This is a genomic window from Microbacterium sp. PMB16 (assembly GCF_051294855.1).
Classification (GTDB): domain Bacteria; phylum Actinomycetota; class Actinomycetes; order Actinomycetales; family Microbacteriaceae; genus Microbacterium.
In genome coordinates, this window is sequence record NZ_CP145908.1 from 3175923 (window position 1) to 3190672 (window position 14750).

Here is a 14750-nt window from a genome sequence, read left to right on the forward strand (position 1 = left end):
TCTGCCCCGACACGGTGAGGGAGTTTCGCCGCAAGGAGGGCAGCGGTCGGAGTTCTCGTCAGCCGCGGGCGCGGGACGAGATGTGGAGTCCATGTCGTTCGTTCAGCAGCAGACGGGTCTGCTCGAGTTCAGCATCGTGCCGCGCGCGATCCCAGCCCAGGAGCGGAGCCAGCGCGTCGGCGATCTCGTCGAGCACATCGGCATCCGCGTTCCCGACGAAGGCGATGCTGGTGCGGCGCAGGACGATGTCCTCGAGCCGAGCCACCATCTCGTTCTTCACCATCCACTCGAGCTCGCGCGTGGAGAGGTCGCCACCGGCCAGGGGAGCGTCCGCGCCCTGTGCGATGTACTCCCACACCTGCGCGGCACGTGTGCCGTACCGGGCGATCAGGCGTTCGGCGCGGGCGCCCGCTCCGGGGAGGTTCTCCTCGATCCAGATGCGCTTCGCCTTCTCGGTGCGCGGGAAGTCGCGTCCGCCGCCGATGGCGCGACCGGCCGTCGAAACCGTCCTGGTGCGACCCACGAGACCGAGAACCACGTCGGAGACGGATTCGCCGAGCGCACGGAACGTCGTCCACTTGCCGCCGACGAGGCTCACCAGCGGAACCTCGCCCTTCTCGTCGACCTCGATGCGGTAGTCGCGCGATACGAACCCGGGAGCCGTGTCCTCGTGACGGGGGAGAGGGCGGATGCCGGAGAACTTGTAGACGATCTGGTCGCGCGAGACGGGGATCTGCGGGAAGACATGGTGGACCAGGTCGAAGAAGTAGTCGACCTCTTCGTCGGTGCACACCGCGATCTCGCTCGGGTCGGCGTCGATGTCGGTGGTGCCGACCATGACGCGTCCCTTGAGCGGGTAGATGAGGACGATGCGTCCGTCGGAGTGCTCGAAGAAGATCTCGCGTCCCTGCGTCGCTTCGAGGAGCTCGGGGTGCTCGAGCACGATGTGCGACCCCTTGGTGCCTCCCATGAAGCGACTGTCGACACCGAGCGCATCGTTGGTCAGGTCGGTCCACGGCCCGGAGGCGTTCACGACCACGTCGGCCTGCAGATCGAACTCGGTGCCGCTCTCGCGGTCGCGGAGCACGACCTTCGCGCCATCACGGGCGACGGCTTCGACGTAGTTGAGGGCGTGCGCACCGGGGTGCGCGGAGATCCCGTCCTGCAGGACGTCGAGGGCAAGGCGCTCTGGATCGTGCATCGAGGCGTCGTAGTACGTCGCCGTGTACTTGATGTTCGGGTCGAGGGAAGGAAGCTCGGCGAGTGCCTTCTTGCGTCCGAGGAACCGGTGTCGGGGCACCATGCCACCGTCGCGGGAGAAGGTGTCGTAGATGGTGAGACCGACTTTGATCAGGAAGGCGCCACGCTCCTGCGGCTTTCCGCTCTTGTGTGTGAGGAAGCGGAGGGGAGCGGCGAGGATGCCCGAGAACGTCGAGTAGATCGGAATCGTCGTCTGGAGCGGCTTGACGTAGTGCGGCGCGATCTTGAGCAGACCGTTGCGCTCCTGCACGGATTCGCGGACGAGACGGAACTCGCCGTTCTCCAGATAGCGGATGCCGCCGTGGATCATGTGGCTCGACGCCGCAGAGGCACCGGAGGCGAAGTCGCCGCGCTCGACGAGGACGACGTCCACGCCCTGCAGTGCCAGGTCACGGAACGTCGAGATGCCATTGATCCCGCCGCCGATGACGAGGACGCTCGTGCGTCCGGATTCGCGGATCGCGCGAACCTCGGTGCGCTCCGCTGATGAGTGTGTCGAATCGGTCATTCTCGAACTCTCTTCCTTGCTTGCCCCCAGCATCGACCTGCACGACCGTGGTGCGCAAGTCCACTGCACATATGTGCAAGGATCGGGAGCGAGGAGGATCACATGGCCGCTCCCGGAGCGCAATCCCGCGACGAGAAGCTGATCGCCGCGCTCACCGCCGCACAGCTCTACTACATGCAGGACAAGACGATGGAGGTCATCGCGCAGGAGCTGCGCACCTCTCGGTCCTCGGTCTCGCGTCTGCTGAGCTTCGCCAGGGAGAGCGGCCTGGTGGACATCCGCATCAACTCACCCCTCGAACGGCTCGGGATGCTGGAGCAGCGCATCCGCGACCGGCATCACGTGGCCGCGCATGTCGTTCCGATGCCCGAGATCGTCAGTGAGGTCGAGCGCCTTGAACGCGTCGCCCTGACCGCAGGGCGTCTGCTCTCGCAGTTCGTCGACTCGAACATGATCATCGGGGTCGCCTGGGGATCGACCATCAGCGCCGTGAGCAGGGAACTCACCCAGAAGGAGACGCACAACACCACATTCGTGCAGCTCAACGGCGCGGGGAACACGCAGACCAGCGGGGTCGAGTACTCGAGCGACATCCTGCAGCGCTTCGGCAGCGCCTTCGGCGCCCAGGTGCAGCAGTTCCCGGTGCCGGCGTTCTTCGACGATCCCGCGACGCGCGAGGCGATGTGGCGCGAGCGGAGCACACGTCGGGTGCTCGACCTGCAGGCGAAGATGGACATCGCCGTGTTCAGTCTGGGTTCTCCGGCAGCCGAGGTGCCGAGCCGCGTCTACGTCGGCGGCTACCTCGGTCGCGAGGACTACCGGAGTCTCCGCGAGGACCACGCGATCGGGGATGTGGCGACGGTCTTCTTCCGCGCGGACGGCTCATGGCGCGACATCCGCGTCAACGCCAGGGCCACCGGTCCGGGGCTCGACCGGCTCCGCAGGGTGCCGCGACGAGTATGCGTCGTCTCCGGCATCCCGAAGCTGATCAGTCTGCGCGCGGCCATCGCGGCGGAGCTCATCACCGATGTCGTGCTGGACGAGGGTCTCGCCCGCCGCCTCGTCGATGACTGAGGCCTACGGCTCCTCGATCGAGGATTCGGGACCCGACCGGAACTCCCGGATGAGGTGGTGCACGACCGCGGCCAGATCGCCGCCCGTCGCGTTGGCGATGACGAGCTGCCGCTCGTAGCTGGCGCCGTTCTCGAGGGTCGTGGCATTGCTGGTGAACTCGCGCAGGCATCCGAGCTCGACGGCGACGGGTGCCAGCTCCTCGAGGGTCTCCGCCAGGTGCTCGCGCACCGGGCGCTGCGTGCCGGCGGCATCCACGATCACTCGCGCATCGAGGCCGTAGCGCGCTGCGCGCCATTTGTTCTCGCGGTGGAACCACGCGGGCATCTCCGGCAGCGTGCGTCCCTCGTCGAGCTGGCGGGAGAAGTGCTCGACGAGCACCTGGGTGAGCGCGGTGACGGCGGCCAGCTCCGGAAGCGTCGACATGCCGTCGCAGGCGCGCACCTCGATGGTTCCCCATCGTGGCGCCGGACGGATGTCCCAGCGCACCTCGGTCGCGTCGGCCATCACGCCGGTGCGCACCATGTCGTCCAGATACGACTCGTACTCCGACCATTCGCGCAGCGGCCACGGCAGTCCGGCCGTGGGGAGCTGCTGGAAGACGAGCGCGCGGTTCGAGGCGTAGCCCGTGCGCTCCCCGGCCCAGTAAGGACTCGATGCTGACAGCGACTGGAGATGGGGGAGGAAGCCGGCGAGTGCGTTGATGATGGGGAAGACCTTGCGCTGGTCCTCCACTCCGATGTGCACGTGAATGCCCCAGATCATCATGTTCCTGCCCCACCACTGGGTGCGCTCGATGAGCTTGTGGTACCGGGTCTTGTCGGTGACCTGCTGGTCGTACCACTGGGCGAACGGGTGGCTGCCTGCGGAGAGCAGCTCGATGCCGGCCGGATCGGTGGCCGAGCGCACAGCGCCGATCGCGTTCGCGATGTCGTCGATGGCATGGGCGACCGAGTCGCCGATCCCGCTCGTGACCTCGATCGTGTTCGTGAGGAGCTCGCCCGTGACGGTGTGGCGTTCGCTCTCGCTCTCCGCCTCGAGGGCATCCAGCAGTTCGGGGGCGCGCCCGACCAGATCACCTGTCGTGGGATCTGCGAGCATGATCTCCCACTCGATGCCGACGGTGGAGCGGGCCGAGGAGGCGAATTCGAGCTTCACGAGCACAGTCTGACACGCGTCGCTCGCGACACGGCACCCGCCGTTTCGCCACGTTTCGCTCCTGGCCCGCGCATCTGGCAGAATAGAAGGTCGGACGACGTGCTCGACCCTCTATCCAGCACACGTCCTCCCTATTTAGAGCTTCCGCCGGGTGTGCACCCCACTCTCCAGGCGATCAGTTCCTTCCTTCCACACAATTCAGGAGAATCGTGGCTGTCAAGATTCGTCTCAAGCGCCTGGGCAAGATCCGTGCGCCGTACTACCGCATCGTCGTCGCCGACTCGAAGACCAAGCGCGATGGTCGCGTGATCGAGGAGATCGGCAAGTACCACCCCACCGAGGAGCCCTCGTTCATCGAGGTCGACTCCGCTCGGGCGCAGTACTGGCTCTCCGTCGGCGCGCAGCCGACCGAGCAGGTCGCCGCCATCCTCAAGATCACGGGCGACTGGGGCATCTTCAAGGGTGACAAGGACGCGAAGTCGACCCTCAAGGTCAAGGAGCCCAAGGCTCCCTTCGAGATCGACGCTTCCAAGAAGTCCGTCGTGAAGCCCAAGGTCGAGAAGAAGGCCGAGGCTCCCGCCGAGGCCGCTCCTGCCGCTGACGCGGAGGCCGCTGAGGCTCCCGCCGCCGACGCAGAGTAATCCGTCGTGCTTGCCGCCGCGCTCGAACACATCGTCAAGGGGATCGTCGATCACCCGGAGGATGTCCACATCAACGAATCCACGTCGCCGCGAGGCGATCTCCTCGAGGTGCGCGTGCACCCCGATGACCGTGGACGCGTGATCGGGCGCGGCGGGCGCACCGCGAAGGCCCTTCGCACTCTCATCAGCGCTCTGGCCGACGGTCGTCGGGTCCGCGTCGATGTCGCGGACGACTGACGTGGTGCCGAAAGACCGAAACCAGGGCAAGAATCAGCTGCGCGTCGGGCGTCTCGTCAAGGCTCACGGCCTGAAGGGCGCGCTGAAGCTGGAGCTGTACACCGACAATCCGGCCGGGCGTTTCGTTCCCGGGGCCGAGTTCACGTTGCAGGTGCCTGAGGCATCTCCGTGGCACGGCAAAGACGTGAAAGTCCGCGAGTACCGCGTGATGAACGGCAACCCCGTCGTGTTCTTCGACGATGTCGACGACCGCGAGGCCGCAGAGACTCTCGTCAAGGCGATCCTGTGGATCGACCAGAACGATGACGAGGTCGAAGACGACGCCTGGTTCGACCATCAGCTCGTCGGACTCGACGTCGTGCGAGACGATACGGTCATCGGCCGTGTCGCCCGTGTCGAGCACTTCCCGGCGCAGGATCTCCTCATCGTCAACACTTCGTCGGGCTCGGCGACCGGTCATGAGGTCATGGTGCCGTTCGTGTCGGCGATCGTGCCGACCGTCGACGTCGCCGGTGGTCGCGTCATCGTCACGCCTCCGGCCGGGCTCTTCGAAGAGCTTCCTGACGCGGCGGGGACCGAGCCCGCTTCGGACGCCGACGCGTCCGAGTGACCGCTGATACGGTTCCTCCGTGCGCATCGACGTCCTCTCCATCTTCCCGTCGTACTTCGACGGACTGACGCTCTCGCTGCTCGGGAAGGCGCGTGATGCGGGTCTCCTCGAACTGAACGTGCGGGATCTTCGCGACTGGACGTCCGATCGTCACCGCACCGTCGACGACACTCCGTACGGCGGCGGCGCCGGCATGGTCATGAAGCCGGAGCCGTGGGGACTCGCTCTCGATGAGCTCGCCTCGCCGTCTGCGGATGCGGACGCCGCGCGCCCCACGATCATCTTCCCGTCTCCCGCCGGCGAAGTCTTCACCCAGGCGACCGCGCGACAGCTCTCCACGCGTGACCACCTCATCTTCGGATGCGGACGCTACGAAGGCATCGACGAGCGCGTGTTCGAATATGCCGCGGACCTCGGCGAAGTGCGCCTGATCAGCCTCGGCGACTACGTGCTCAACGGGGGAGAGGTCGCCACGATGGCGATGATCGAGGCCATCGGCCGTCTCATCCCGGGGGTCGTCGGAAATCCGGAGAGCCTCGTCGAGGAATCCCATGAGGACGGGCTTCTCGAATACCCCTCCTACACGAAGCCGTCGAGCTGGCGCGATCGCGCCGTGCCCGACGTGCTGCTCAGCGGCAACCACGCGGTCATCGCCTCCTGGCGGCGCGACCAGCAGATCGAGCGCACGCGACGTCGCCGGCCGGATCTCCTGCCGGACGACCGGATCGAGCCGTAGCCCGCGACGCTCAGAGCATCCGCTCCGCGCCACGCTCGATCTCGAACACCACTCCCTGCGGATGCCGCAGCGACAGCGCACCTGCCGCATCCAGTCCGCGCAGCTCCGCGCGCAGCATCCGCCCGATCATCTCGTGGCTCACCAGCAGCGGGACGCCGGCGGATGCCCAGCCGCAGCTGCTCAGGGCCTTGCGCGCGCGAGCACGAGCCTGCGCGTAGCTCTCGCCGCCGGGGAATGCCCATCCCCAGCGGTTGGCCGCGCGCTCTTCACGAGCGCCCGGGAACTGCTCGTCGATCTCGTCCCAGGTCATGCCGGCGAACTCGCCGTGGTGAAGCTCTGCCAACTCCGGCACTTGGACCAGCTCGACGCCGATGCGAGCCGCGATGATCTCCGCCGTCTGCACAGCCCGTCCGAGGGGGCTCGAGCAGACCGTGCCGATGCCCGTGCCCGCCAGGCGAGCCGCCATCGCGTTGGCCTGCGCGATGCCGTCCGCGGTCAGTGGCGAGTCGAGCTGTCCCTGCAGGCGGTGCTCGAGATTCCAGGTCGTCTGCCCGTGCCGCGCCAGGTACAGGCGCTCCGGAACGTGACGGTCCTGCGGAATCATGGACTCAGGATTGCACAGGACGCGACGGCGGTGTGCGTCGAGCCTCGGCGGCGGCGCTGATAGCGTCGGGGCATGGTCGACGAAGTTCTTGCCCGCTCGTTCGAGAGCATCGGAGAGGACTACGACCGCTATCGGCCCGGCTTTCCGCCGGTCGCCGCCGAGATCATCGTTCCGAAAGCCGTGGACACTGCTCTCGATCTCGGTGCGGGGACAGGGAAGTTCACGCAACTCCTGCTCGAGCGCGCCGATCAGGTCGTCGCTGTCGAGCCCTCTGCGCCGATGCTCGCCGTGCTCCTATCGAATCTGCCTTCGGTCGTGGCGGTCAGCGGGACGGCGGAGAGCGTGCCGATGGCGGACGCCTCCGTCGACGTGGTGACCGTGGCGCAGGCCTTCCACTGGTTCGACCGAGAGCCGGCATGCACGGAGATCGCCAGGGTCCTGGTGCCCGCGGGCACCCTCGGGCTGCTCTGGAATCGGGCTGACCCCGGCTGCTCCTGGGACATGGCCTGCCACCGGATCGCGCACCCCGCGGTCGATGCGACCGATGCCACCGCTGAAACCGCCGCCGAGGAGCTCCCCGGGTTCGAGTTCGTCCGCCACGAAGAGGTGGCGTGGACCGAACGGATCTCCCGTGAGCACTACCTGCGTCGGTGGTTCACGGTCAGCAGCTTCCTGGTCGCCGAGGAGGCCGAGCAACTCCGGATGCGTGCGGCGATCGAGGGGGTCTTGGATGCCGCGCCTGAGACGCGTGGCCAGCCTGCGTTCGACGTCCCACACGTGACGGACGTGTTCGTCTACCGACGCACATGACGAATCGCTGCATCCCCAGCACTGCGACTGCCTGAGGGGCGCGTTCCTCGCAGAGCGAAGGATTCAGTCGACGCCGAGGAACGAGCGGTCGGTCAGGATGATCGGGCCCGTCTCGGTGATGGCGATCGTGTGCTCCGAATGCGCGCCGCGTGAGCCGTCGACGCTGCGGAGAGTCCATCCGTCCGGATCGGTGACCAGCTCGTCGGTCGTCGCGAGGAACCAGGGCTCGAGGGCGAGGACCAGCCCGGAGCGCAGCGGGAAACCGCGCCCGGCACGGCCGTCGTTCGCGACGTGCGGGTCGCCGTGCATGGTGCGGCCGACGCCATGGCCGCCGAAGTCGGTGTTGATCGAGTAGCCCTCGCCGTGTGCGATCCCGGCGACGGCGGCGGAGATGTCGCCGATGCGGTTGCCGACGACCGACGTCTCGATCGCCGCAGCGAGAGCGCGCTCGGTGGTGTCGATCAGCCGCAGGTCTTCCTCGCGCGGCGTGCCGACCACGAAGGACACCGCGGAGTCCGCAACCCAGCCGTCGACGGACACGGCGAAGTCGAGCGTCACGAGATCGCCGTCGCGCAGGGTGTAGTCATGGGGGAGTCCATGCAGCACGGCATCGTTCACCGAGGTGCAGATGACCTTGCCGAACGGGCTCGCGCCGAACGAGGGGTGATAGTCGATGTAGCAGGACTCGGCGCCCGCCTTGCGGATCATGTCATGGGCGCGGCGGTCGATCGAGAGAAGGTTCGTTCCCACCTTGGTCTCGTCGCGCAGGGTCGCCAGCGTCTCGGCCACGAACCGTCCGGCGGCGCGCATCTCGTCGATCTCGGCAGGGGTGCGCAGTTCGATCATCGGTTGTCCTCTCGTCCTTTCCATTCTCCCTGATCTCCAGCGCCCCGCCTCGCCGCGCGCTCACAGCGAACACCGGGGTGCGGCACGATCCCGCGTCGTACGATCTGAGCATGTGGTTGCGACAGGCCTTCTTCCGCTGGCTTCTCCCGGCGGCGTTCCTGCTGCCCCTATGGCTGCTGGTCGGCTGGGGCGTCTTCCAGGGTGGCTGGTCCATCCTGTGGGTGCTGTTCATCGCCTTGCCTTCCGTCTTCCTCGGCCAGCTCCTGCTGACGCTGCTCACGCGCTCCCGGCCATCGGTGCGGGTCGAGCGCGCCGTCTCCTGGTGGGATGTCGCCGGCTTCACGCTGTGGCACGGACTCACGATCGCGGTCGGCTTCTTCATCGACGGCGCGTTCGGATGGCTGCTCACCGCCGCGATCGTCGTCGGCATCGCGCTCATCTGGCTGCAGCTCTGGCAGCTCTGGAACGAGGCCAAGGGGAGCGGCGCGCGGTTGCGTGAGACCATCTCGTGGTCGACGATCCCCAGCGCCGAGGAGCAGGCGCCCCCGACGCGCGCCCACGAGGTCATCGTCGTGCGGGAGACCGACGACCGCACCTGATCCCCTTGTTTTGGCAGGGGACAGCATCCGTGGCAGAATGGTCCTTTGTGCCGTGACCCGCTCTGCCACAGGGGAGCCCGCGGACGCATCAGCGCCGTACGGCACACTCCTTTCTTGTTCCTTTGAATACATGCATCCGACCTGTGGCGAGTGCAGAGAGAGACGATCATGCAGATCCTCGACGCTGTCGACGCGGCTTCACTCCGCTCCGACATCCCCGTCTTCAACCCCGGTGACAACGTGAAGGTTCACGTGAACATCACCGAGGGCACCCGCTCCCGCATCCAGGTCTTCCAGGGCGTCGTCATCGGCCGCCAGGGCGATGGTGTGCGCGAGACCTTCACGGTCCGCAAGATCAGCTTCCAGGTGGGCGTCGAGCGTACCTTCCCGGTGCACTCCCCGGTGATCGACCACATCGAGGTCGTCACCCGTGGTGACGTGCGTCGCGCGAAGCTCTACTACCTTCGTCAGCTCCGTGGCAAGAAGGCCAAGATCAAGGAGAAGCGCGACCGCTGACGCGCAGGTTCTCCACAGCACCCCGGGACACGATGTCCCGGGGTGCTGTGTTATCTCCCCGGTGTGCGAACCTTGATACGGCCGCGATCTCGGCGGTGTAAGACTACGAAGGAACCTGATGACCGAATCTTCATCCGCGCCTGCGACCCGACGTCGTCGAGGGTTCCTCATCTTCCTGCGCGATGTGCTGGTGATCGTGCTCATCGCCGCGCTGGTGTCGTTCGTCGTGAAGTCGTTCGTCGTGCGGTCCTTCTTCATCCCGTCTGCCTCGATGGAGCGCACGCTGCTGATCGACGATCGGATCCTCGTCGACGAGCTCACGCCGCGATGGACCGCCTATGAGCGCGGTGATGTCGTCGTGTTCAAGGATCCGGGTGGCTGGCTCGATCCGCAGCCGCAGACGCCCGCGCAGCCTCCCCTCGTGCAGGCGGTCGACTGGGTTCTCAACTTCGTCGGGATCTCCGCGACCGACACGCAGGACCATCTCGTCAAGCGCGTGATCGGCCTCCCCGGCGATCACGTCGTCTGCTGCAACGCACTGGGGCAGATCACGATCAATGGTGCCCCCATCGACGAGCTCGACTACCTGAACCTCCCGGAGGGCGACACGGCGGCATCCGACGAGCCGTTCGACGTCGTCGTCCCTGAAGACTCGGTCTGGCTGCTCGGGGACAACCGCGACCGTTCGCGCGATTCGCGCGCGCACCAGGAGCTTCCCAGCGGAGGATTCGTCCCGCTGTCGAACATCGTCGGCAAGGCCTTCCTCACCACCTGGCCCCTGGACAGGCTGGGCGGGATCGACGGTCACCACCAGAGCTTCAACGGAGTGCCGGACCCGGAATGACCGTCATCACGCCGAGACTGACCCTGGAGAGACGCCTCCTGGGGGAGTGCGAGCTGCTCATCTCGCTCGATGAGGTGGGTCGTGGGGCGTTGGCGGGTCCGGTCGCCGTCGGGGCCGCGGTGATGGATGCCGCGGGCGCCCGCCGGCGTGTTCCCGAGGGGCTTCGCGATTCGAAGCTTGTCGCGGAGAAGCGCAGGCCCGAGGTCGCGGCACGTGCTGCCGCCTGGGTGCAGGCTTCCGCGGTCGGCTGGGCGAGCGCGGCGGAGATCGACGAGGTGGGCATCATGCGGGCTCTCGGCCTCGCCGCGTCCCGCGCCGTGCAAGCGGTCGTCGATCAGGGAGCCGTCCTCGAGACTGCTCTCGTGCTGCTCGACGGCAACCACGACTACGTGTCGAAGGTGCATCCGGTGCCGATGCGCGTGCGGCCCGTGATCAAGGCGGATCGTGACTGTGCGTCGGTGTCGGCGGCGTCCGTCATCGCGAAGGTCGCGCGCGACGGGTACATGTCGGAACTCCACGGAAGCCACCGGGAGTATCAGTGGGATCGGAACAAGGGCTATGCGAGCCCGGAGCACCGGGAAGCGATCCGCGCGGTCGGTCTCTCGCCGTTCCATCGCGCGTCCTGGGCCATCACCGACGCTCCGACGCTGTTCTGACCCGGACGGCGTCGTCGCTCGAGGCGGGATGCCGCGTGGGGCGTCCGGCGACTCTAGGATGGACACATCATGGATGAGGAAGCCTTCGACGACTACGACCGCGAACTCGAACTCGCTCTGTTCCGGGAGTATCGGGACGTGGTGTCCCAGTTCCAGTACGTTGTCGAGACCGAGCGACGGTTCTACCTGGCCAACGAGGTCAACGTCGTCCGCCGTGACACCGAGCACGATTTCTACTTCGAGATCTCGATGAGCGACGTCTGGGTGTGGGACATCTATCGGGCTGATCGCTTCGTCAAGGCCGTGCGCGTCCTCACCTTCAAGGACGTCAACGTCGAGGAGCTTCAGCGCCGCGAGTTCGAACTGCCGCAGGAGCTCTCGCTCGACGGGGAATGACGACGACGCTACTGATGCCGCCTCAGGCTGCACGGTGCGGACGCTTCTCGACGCAGTAGCCCTGCACGACAGCGCGAATCTGCGTATTCTCCCGAATCCCTGTGCACCTGCCTGACGGCGGGGTCATATCGTCTGTGCCGCCACGGATGCTGAGGGGATGGCAGCGAAAGATGAACTCGGCAGAGCAGGTGAGGAGCGCGCAGCGCAGTACCTGACGCGACACGGCTACACGGTGCTCGACCGCAACTGGCGGTGCTCCCAAGGGGAGATCGACATCGTGGCCGCACGCGGTGGCCACCTCTCCGTGATCGAAGTGAAGACGCGACGGTCGGAGGCGTTCGGGCACCCGCTCGAGGCGATCGACGACCGGAAGCGCCGCAGACTGTGGGGCCTCGCGTTCGCGTGGAAGGCCGAGCACCCCGATCTCGCTCACGGACTCGCTCTTCGTCTCGAGGCGATCGGCATCATCGGAACCGACCCTGCCGTCGGCTCGCTCGAGCATCTTGTGGATGTCTCGTGAGCACGGCGCGCACGTGGGCGGTCGCTCTCTCCGGAGTGGACGGGCACTTGATCGAGGTGGAGGCGGACGTCTCGAGCCAGACGCCGGAGTTCAAGATCATCGGCCTCCCGGACAAGTCGCTCGGCGAAGCGGTGCAGCGTGTCCGCAACGCCTGCAAGAACGCCGGTCTCGACCTGCCCCGCCGGCGCCTGACAGTGAACCTCTCCCCGGCGAGCCTGCCGAAGCACGGTGCGGGTTTCGACCTCGGGATCGCGGTGTCCACGCTGGCGGCCGGAGGATCCATACCTCGGCGTTCGATCGCCGACACTGTCCATATCGGCGAACTCGGTCTCGACGGACGAATTCGACCGGTGCCCGGTGTGCTGCCGGCCGTGTTCGCGGCGGCGAGAGCCGGCTTCGTGCGCGTGATCGTGCCGAAGGGGAACGAGGCAGAGGCTCGTCTCGTGCCCGGTATCGAGGTTCGCGCGGCGGCGTCGCTCGCCGAAGTCGCCTGCTGGCATGGTGCCGACGTCGAGGTGCCTGACGTCGACGCTGTCGCGAACCTACTCGCCGCAGCGGCTTCGGAAGTCACGTCGGATCTCGCAGACGTCGTGGGTCAGGAGGAGGCGGTGGAAGCGCTCATCGTGGCGGCCGCCGGCGGGCACCACATGCTCCTCAGCGGCCCGCCCGGGGCAGGAAAGACGATGCTCGCGAGGCGGCTCCCGGGCATTCTGCCCCCGCTGAGCGAGCAGGAGGCACTCGAGGTGGCGTCGATCCGGTCCCTCAGCGGCGAGACGGTGACGGACCTGGAGTTCCTGCCACCGCTGGAGGCGCCGCACCACAGCGCGTCCGTGGCGGCTCTGGTCGGCGGGGGTTCTCGCGCGGCCCGGCCCGGCGCGATCGCCCGAGCGCACTGCGGGATCCTGTTCCTGGATGAGGCGGCGGAGTTCTCCCGTGTCGCGCTCGATGCCCTGCGCCAGCCCCTGGAATCGGGCGCGATCGAGATTCATCGCGCGGGGTTCACCGCGCGATTCCCGGCGCGGTTTCAGCTGCTGCTCGCCATGAATCCCTGCCCGTGCGGCAATCATGGTGTTCGAGGGGCGGAATGCGTGTGCCCGCCCATGGCGATCCGCCGCTACGCCACGCGCCTGTCCGGGCCGCTGCGAGACCGGGTCGACATCGACCTGCAGGTGACCCGGGTCGCCGCGGCCAGGGCTGCCTCGGGTGGTCGCTCGGAGGTGACCACCGCTCAGGCCCTTGCTCGCGTCTCGGCGGCCCGTGAACGCGCTGCTCTCCGCTGGAGGAGCACTCCCTGGCGGCGCAATGCGGAGGTGCCGGGAATCGGGCTGCGTCAGGGCGCTCTCCGGCTGCCCATACCCGCGCGAGCGCCCCTCGACCGGGCGCTCGAGCGGGGTGCCCTGACCTTGCGCGGCTATGACCGCGTGCTTCGGCTGGCCTGGACCATGGCGGACCTCGCCGATTTGGAACGACCAGGCGTCGATGAGATCGGCCGCGCGCTGCATCTGAAGAGAGGACTGACGCCATGATGGATCAACTCATCGGCGACCCCGCGATCACCGAAGCGATGCGTCGAATCCGCGATGAGGGCGACCTCGCCGAGCTCGTCGCCCGCGCGGCATGGACCGTCATCGCGGAGCCCGGCGATGCTGTGGCCGGGACGCTGATCGCCGAGCTCGGCGCCGTGGAAGCTCTCGAGCATGCTCTCGCCAGGCGTGCCGGAGGAGTGCCGGCGACGACTGTCGATGCCGACGGGCTCTCCGCCCGCCGAGCACTCGCCGACGCCCGAAAACGCTGGCAACCGCGCGCAGATCCGCATGCCGTTCGCGCTGCCGTCCTGGGGGCGCACGATGTGGGAGCGACGTTGCTGATCCCGGGAGACGAGCAGTGGCCGACGTCACTCGACGATCTCGGGGTGAATGCGCCCAGCGGACTGTGGATCCGCGGGCGCCGTGCATCTCTCGTCGCCGCGCCGCGGGTGGCGATCGTCGGAGCGCGGGCATCGAGCGGCTATGGCGAGCATGTGGCGGCGGAGCTTGCCGGCGATCTCGCTGCGACGGGCGCGGTGATCGTATCCGGCGGTGCGTACGGCATCGACGGGGCAGCTCACCGAGCGGCTCTCGGCGTGGGCGGCGCGACCATCGCCTTCCTCGCAGGTGGTGTCGATCGTCCGTATCCCGCCGGTCACCAACACCTGCTCCGACAGATCGTCGACGACGGGGCGGTCGTGAGCGAGCTCCCCTGCGGTGCCGCCCCGACGAAGTGGAGATTCCTCGCGCGCAACAGGCTCATCGCCGCCCTGGCGCATGCGACTGTGGTCGTCGAGGCCGGGTGGCGCAGCGGGTCCTTGAACACCGCGGGGCACGCCGCCGCCCTCGGCAGGCCCCTCGGGGCGGTACCAGGACCGGTGACCTCTGCATCGTCCGCAGGCTGCCATCGGCTGCTGCGAGAGTACGACGCGCATTGTGTGACATCGGCCGCAGAAGTGCGCGAGCTGTGGGGCGTTCTGCCTGCGCCTGTGGAGCGCGGCGACCTGATCGACCCGGAGCGGATCCGTCTTCTCGACGCCATGAGTTCGCGCTCGCGGGTCTCGGAGACCGAACTCGCACGCAGGGCGGGTCTCTCGCCGGACCGTGTGCGTACCCTTCTCGGGTTGCTCGACCTCGAGGGGGAAGTCTTGCGTGATGATCGGGGGTGGCGTCGCACCTCGGCACCGGGCGGCTGACGGGCTTCGATGCGCG

At 67.5% G+C, this 14750-nt stretch carries 18 protein-coding genes; 14 read left to right on the plus strand and 4 right to left on the minus strand.

The annotated features are described in order from the left end of the window. Positions 1 to 58: 58 nt before the first annotated feature. Positions 59 to 1768, minus strand: a complete 1710-nt coding sequence (locus V5D55_RS15180; RefSeq protein ID WP_435744519.1) for an FAD-dependent oxidoreductase — start codon at positions 1766 to 1768, stop codon at positions 59 to 61. Between the two features lie 102 nt (positions 1769 to 1870). On the opposite strand from V5D55_RS15180, the gene V5D55_RS15185 reads away from it, so the two are divergent. Continuing rightward, positions 1871 to 2842 (plus strand): sugar-binding transcriptional regulator, encoded by a 972-nt coding sequence (locus tag V5D55_RS15185; protein ID WP_435744521.1) that lies wholly within the window; start codon positions 1871 to 1873, stop codon positions 2840 to 2842. Between the two features lie 3 nt (positions 2843 to 2845). On the opposite strand, the gene V5D55_RS15190 is transcribed toward V5D55_RS15185, so the two are convergent. After that, complete coding sequence (locus tag V5D55_RS15190; RefSeq protein ID WP_435744524.1) at positions 2846 to 3997, minus strand: glutamate--cysteine ligase; 1152 nt, start codon at positions 3995 to 3997, stop codon at positions 2846 to 2848. A 209-nt stretch (positions 3998 to 4206) separates the two neighbouring features. Here V5D55_RS15190 and rpsP point away from each other — a divergent pair, with 209 nt between their 5' ends. Genes rpsP through trmD form a run of 4 tightly spaced genes read left to right on the plus strand, consistent with a single transcriptional unit; the run spans position 4207 to position 6221 of the window. Then, a complete protein-coding gene (rpsP, locus tag V5D55_RS15195; protein WP_307374313.1) occupies positions 4207 to 4638 on the plus strand; it encodes a 30S ribosomal protein S16 in 432 nt (143 codons plus the stop codon). Positions 4639 to 4644: 6 nt separating this feature from the next. Next, complete coding sequence (locus V5D55_RS15200) at positions 4645 to 4875, plus strand: RNA-binding protein (RefSeq protein WP_435744527.1); 231 nt, start codon at positions 4645 to 4647, stop codon at positions 4873 to 4875. Beyond that, positions 4859 to 5485, plus strand: a complete 627-nt coding sequence (gene rimM / locus V5D55_RS15205) for a ribosome maturation factor RimM (RefSeq protein WP_435744529.1) — start codon at positions 4859 to 4861, stop codon at positions 5483 to 5485. Before V5D55_RS15200 ends, rimM begins: the two co-directional genes overlap by 17 nt. A gap of 19 nt (positions 5486 to 5504) precedes the next feature. After that, positions 5505 to 6221: a tRNA (guanosine(37)-N1)-methyltransferase TrmD gene (gene trmD, locus V5D55_RS15210; RefSeq protein ID WP_435744531.1), complete on the plus strand. Its 717-nt coding sequence runs from the start codon at positions 5505 to 5507 to the stop codon at positions 6219 to 6221. Between the two features lie 10 nt (positions 6222 to 6231). On the opposite strand, the gene V5D55_RS15215 is transcribed toward trmD, so the two are convergent. Then, the gene (locus tag V5D55_RS15215; protein WP_435744533.1) at positions 6232 to 6825 is read right to left on the minus strand and encodes a histidine phosphatase family protein; all 594 of its coding nucleotides are present in this window, start codon (positions 6823 to 6825) and stop codon (positions 6232 to 6234) included. A 72-nt stretch (positions 6826 to 6897) separates the two neighbouring features. Here V5D55_RS15215 and V5D55_RS15220 point away from each other — a divergent pair, with 72 nt between their 5' ends. Beyond that, positions 6898 to 7635 (plus strand): class I SAM-dependent methyltransferase, encoded by a 738-nt coding sequence (locus tag V5D55_RS15220; RefSeq protein WP_435744535.1) that lies wholly within the window; start codon positions 6898 to 6900, stop codon positions 7633 to 7635. A gap of 63 nt (positions 7636 to 7698) precedes the next feature. Here V5D55_RS15220 and map read toward each other — a convergent pair whose 3' ends face one another. Beyond that, positions 7699 to 8481 carry a type I methionyl aminopeptidase gene (map, locus tag V5D55_RS15225; protein WP_435744537.1) on the minus strand — a complete coding sequence of 261 codons (783 nt, stop codon included), beginning with the start codon at positions 8479 to 8481 and terminating at the stop codon, positions 7699 to 7701. Between the two features lie 110 nt (positions 8482 to 8591). Here map and V5D55_RS15230 point away from each other — a divergent pair, with 110 nt between their 5' ends. From V5D55_RS15230 to dprA, 8 genes are all read left to right on the plus strand, one after another. Beyond that, on the plus strand, positions 8592 to 9080 hold the full coding sequence (locus tag V5D55_RS15230; RefSeq protein WP_435744539.1) for an MFS transporter permease: 489 nt from the start codon (positions 8592 to 8594) through the stop codon (positions 9078 to 9080). A gap of 168 nt (positions 9081 to 9248) precedes the next feature. Next, positions 9249 to 9596, plus strand: coding sequence for a 50S ribosomal protein L19 (gene rplS, locus V5D55_RS15235; protein ID WP_435744541.1), 348 nt, complete (start codon positions 9249 to 9251; stop codon positions 9594 to 9596). A 118-nt stretch (positions 9597 to 9714) separates the two neighbouring features. Continuing rightward, positions 9715 to 10440: a signal peptidase I gene (gene lepB, locus V5D55_RS15240; protein ID WP_435744544.1), complete on the plus strand. Its 726-nt coding sequence runs from the start codon at positions 9715 to 9717 to the stop codon at positions 10438 to 10440. Further along, entirely contained in the window at positions 10437 to 11096 is a 660-nt protein-coding gene (locus V5D55_RS15245; protein WP_435744546.1) for a ribonuclease HII, read from the plus strand. Before lepB ends, V5D55_RS15245 begins: the two co-directional genes overlap by 4 nt. A 69-nt stretch (positions 11097 to 11165) precedes the next feature. Beyond that, positions 11166 to 11492 (plus strand): DUF2469 family protein, encoded by a 327-nt coding sequence (locus V5D55_RS15250; RefSeq protein WP_017204525.1) that lies wholly within the window; start codon positions 11166 to 11168, stop codon positions 11490 to 11492. Positions 11493 to 11649: 157 nt separating this feature from the next. Further along, positions 11650 to 12012 carry a YraN family protein gene (locus V5D55_RS15255; RefSeq protein ID WP_435744549.1) on the plus strand — a complete coding sequence of 121 codons (363 nt, stop codon included), beginning with the start codon at positions 11650 to 11652 and terminating at the stop codon, positions 12010 to 12012. Beyond that, positions 12009 to 13538 (plus strand): YifB family Mg chelatase-like AAA ATPase, encoded by a 1530-nt coding sequence (locus tag V5D55_RS15260; RefSeq protein WP_435744551.1) that lies wholly within the window; start codon positions 12009 to 12011, stop codon positions 13536 to 13538. Before V5D55_RS15255 ends, V5D55_RS15260 begins: the two co-directional genes overlap by 4 nt. Beyond that, the gene (gene dprA, locus V5D55_RS15265; RefSeq protein ID WP_435744554.1) at positions 13535 to 14734 is read left to right on the plus strand and encodes a DNA-processing protein DprA; all 1200 of its coding nucleotides are present in this window, start codon (positions 13535 to 13537) and stop codon (positions 14732 to 14734) included. Before V5D55_RS15260 ends, dprA begins: the two co-directional genes overlap by 4 nt. The last annotated feature ends 16 nt before the right edge of the window (positions 14735 to 14750 follow it).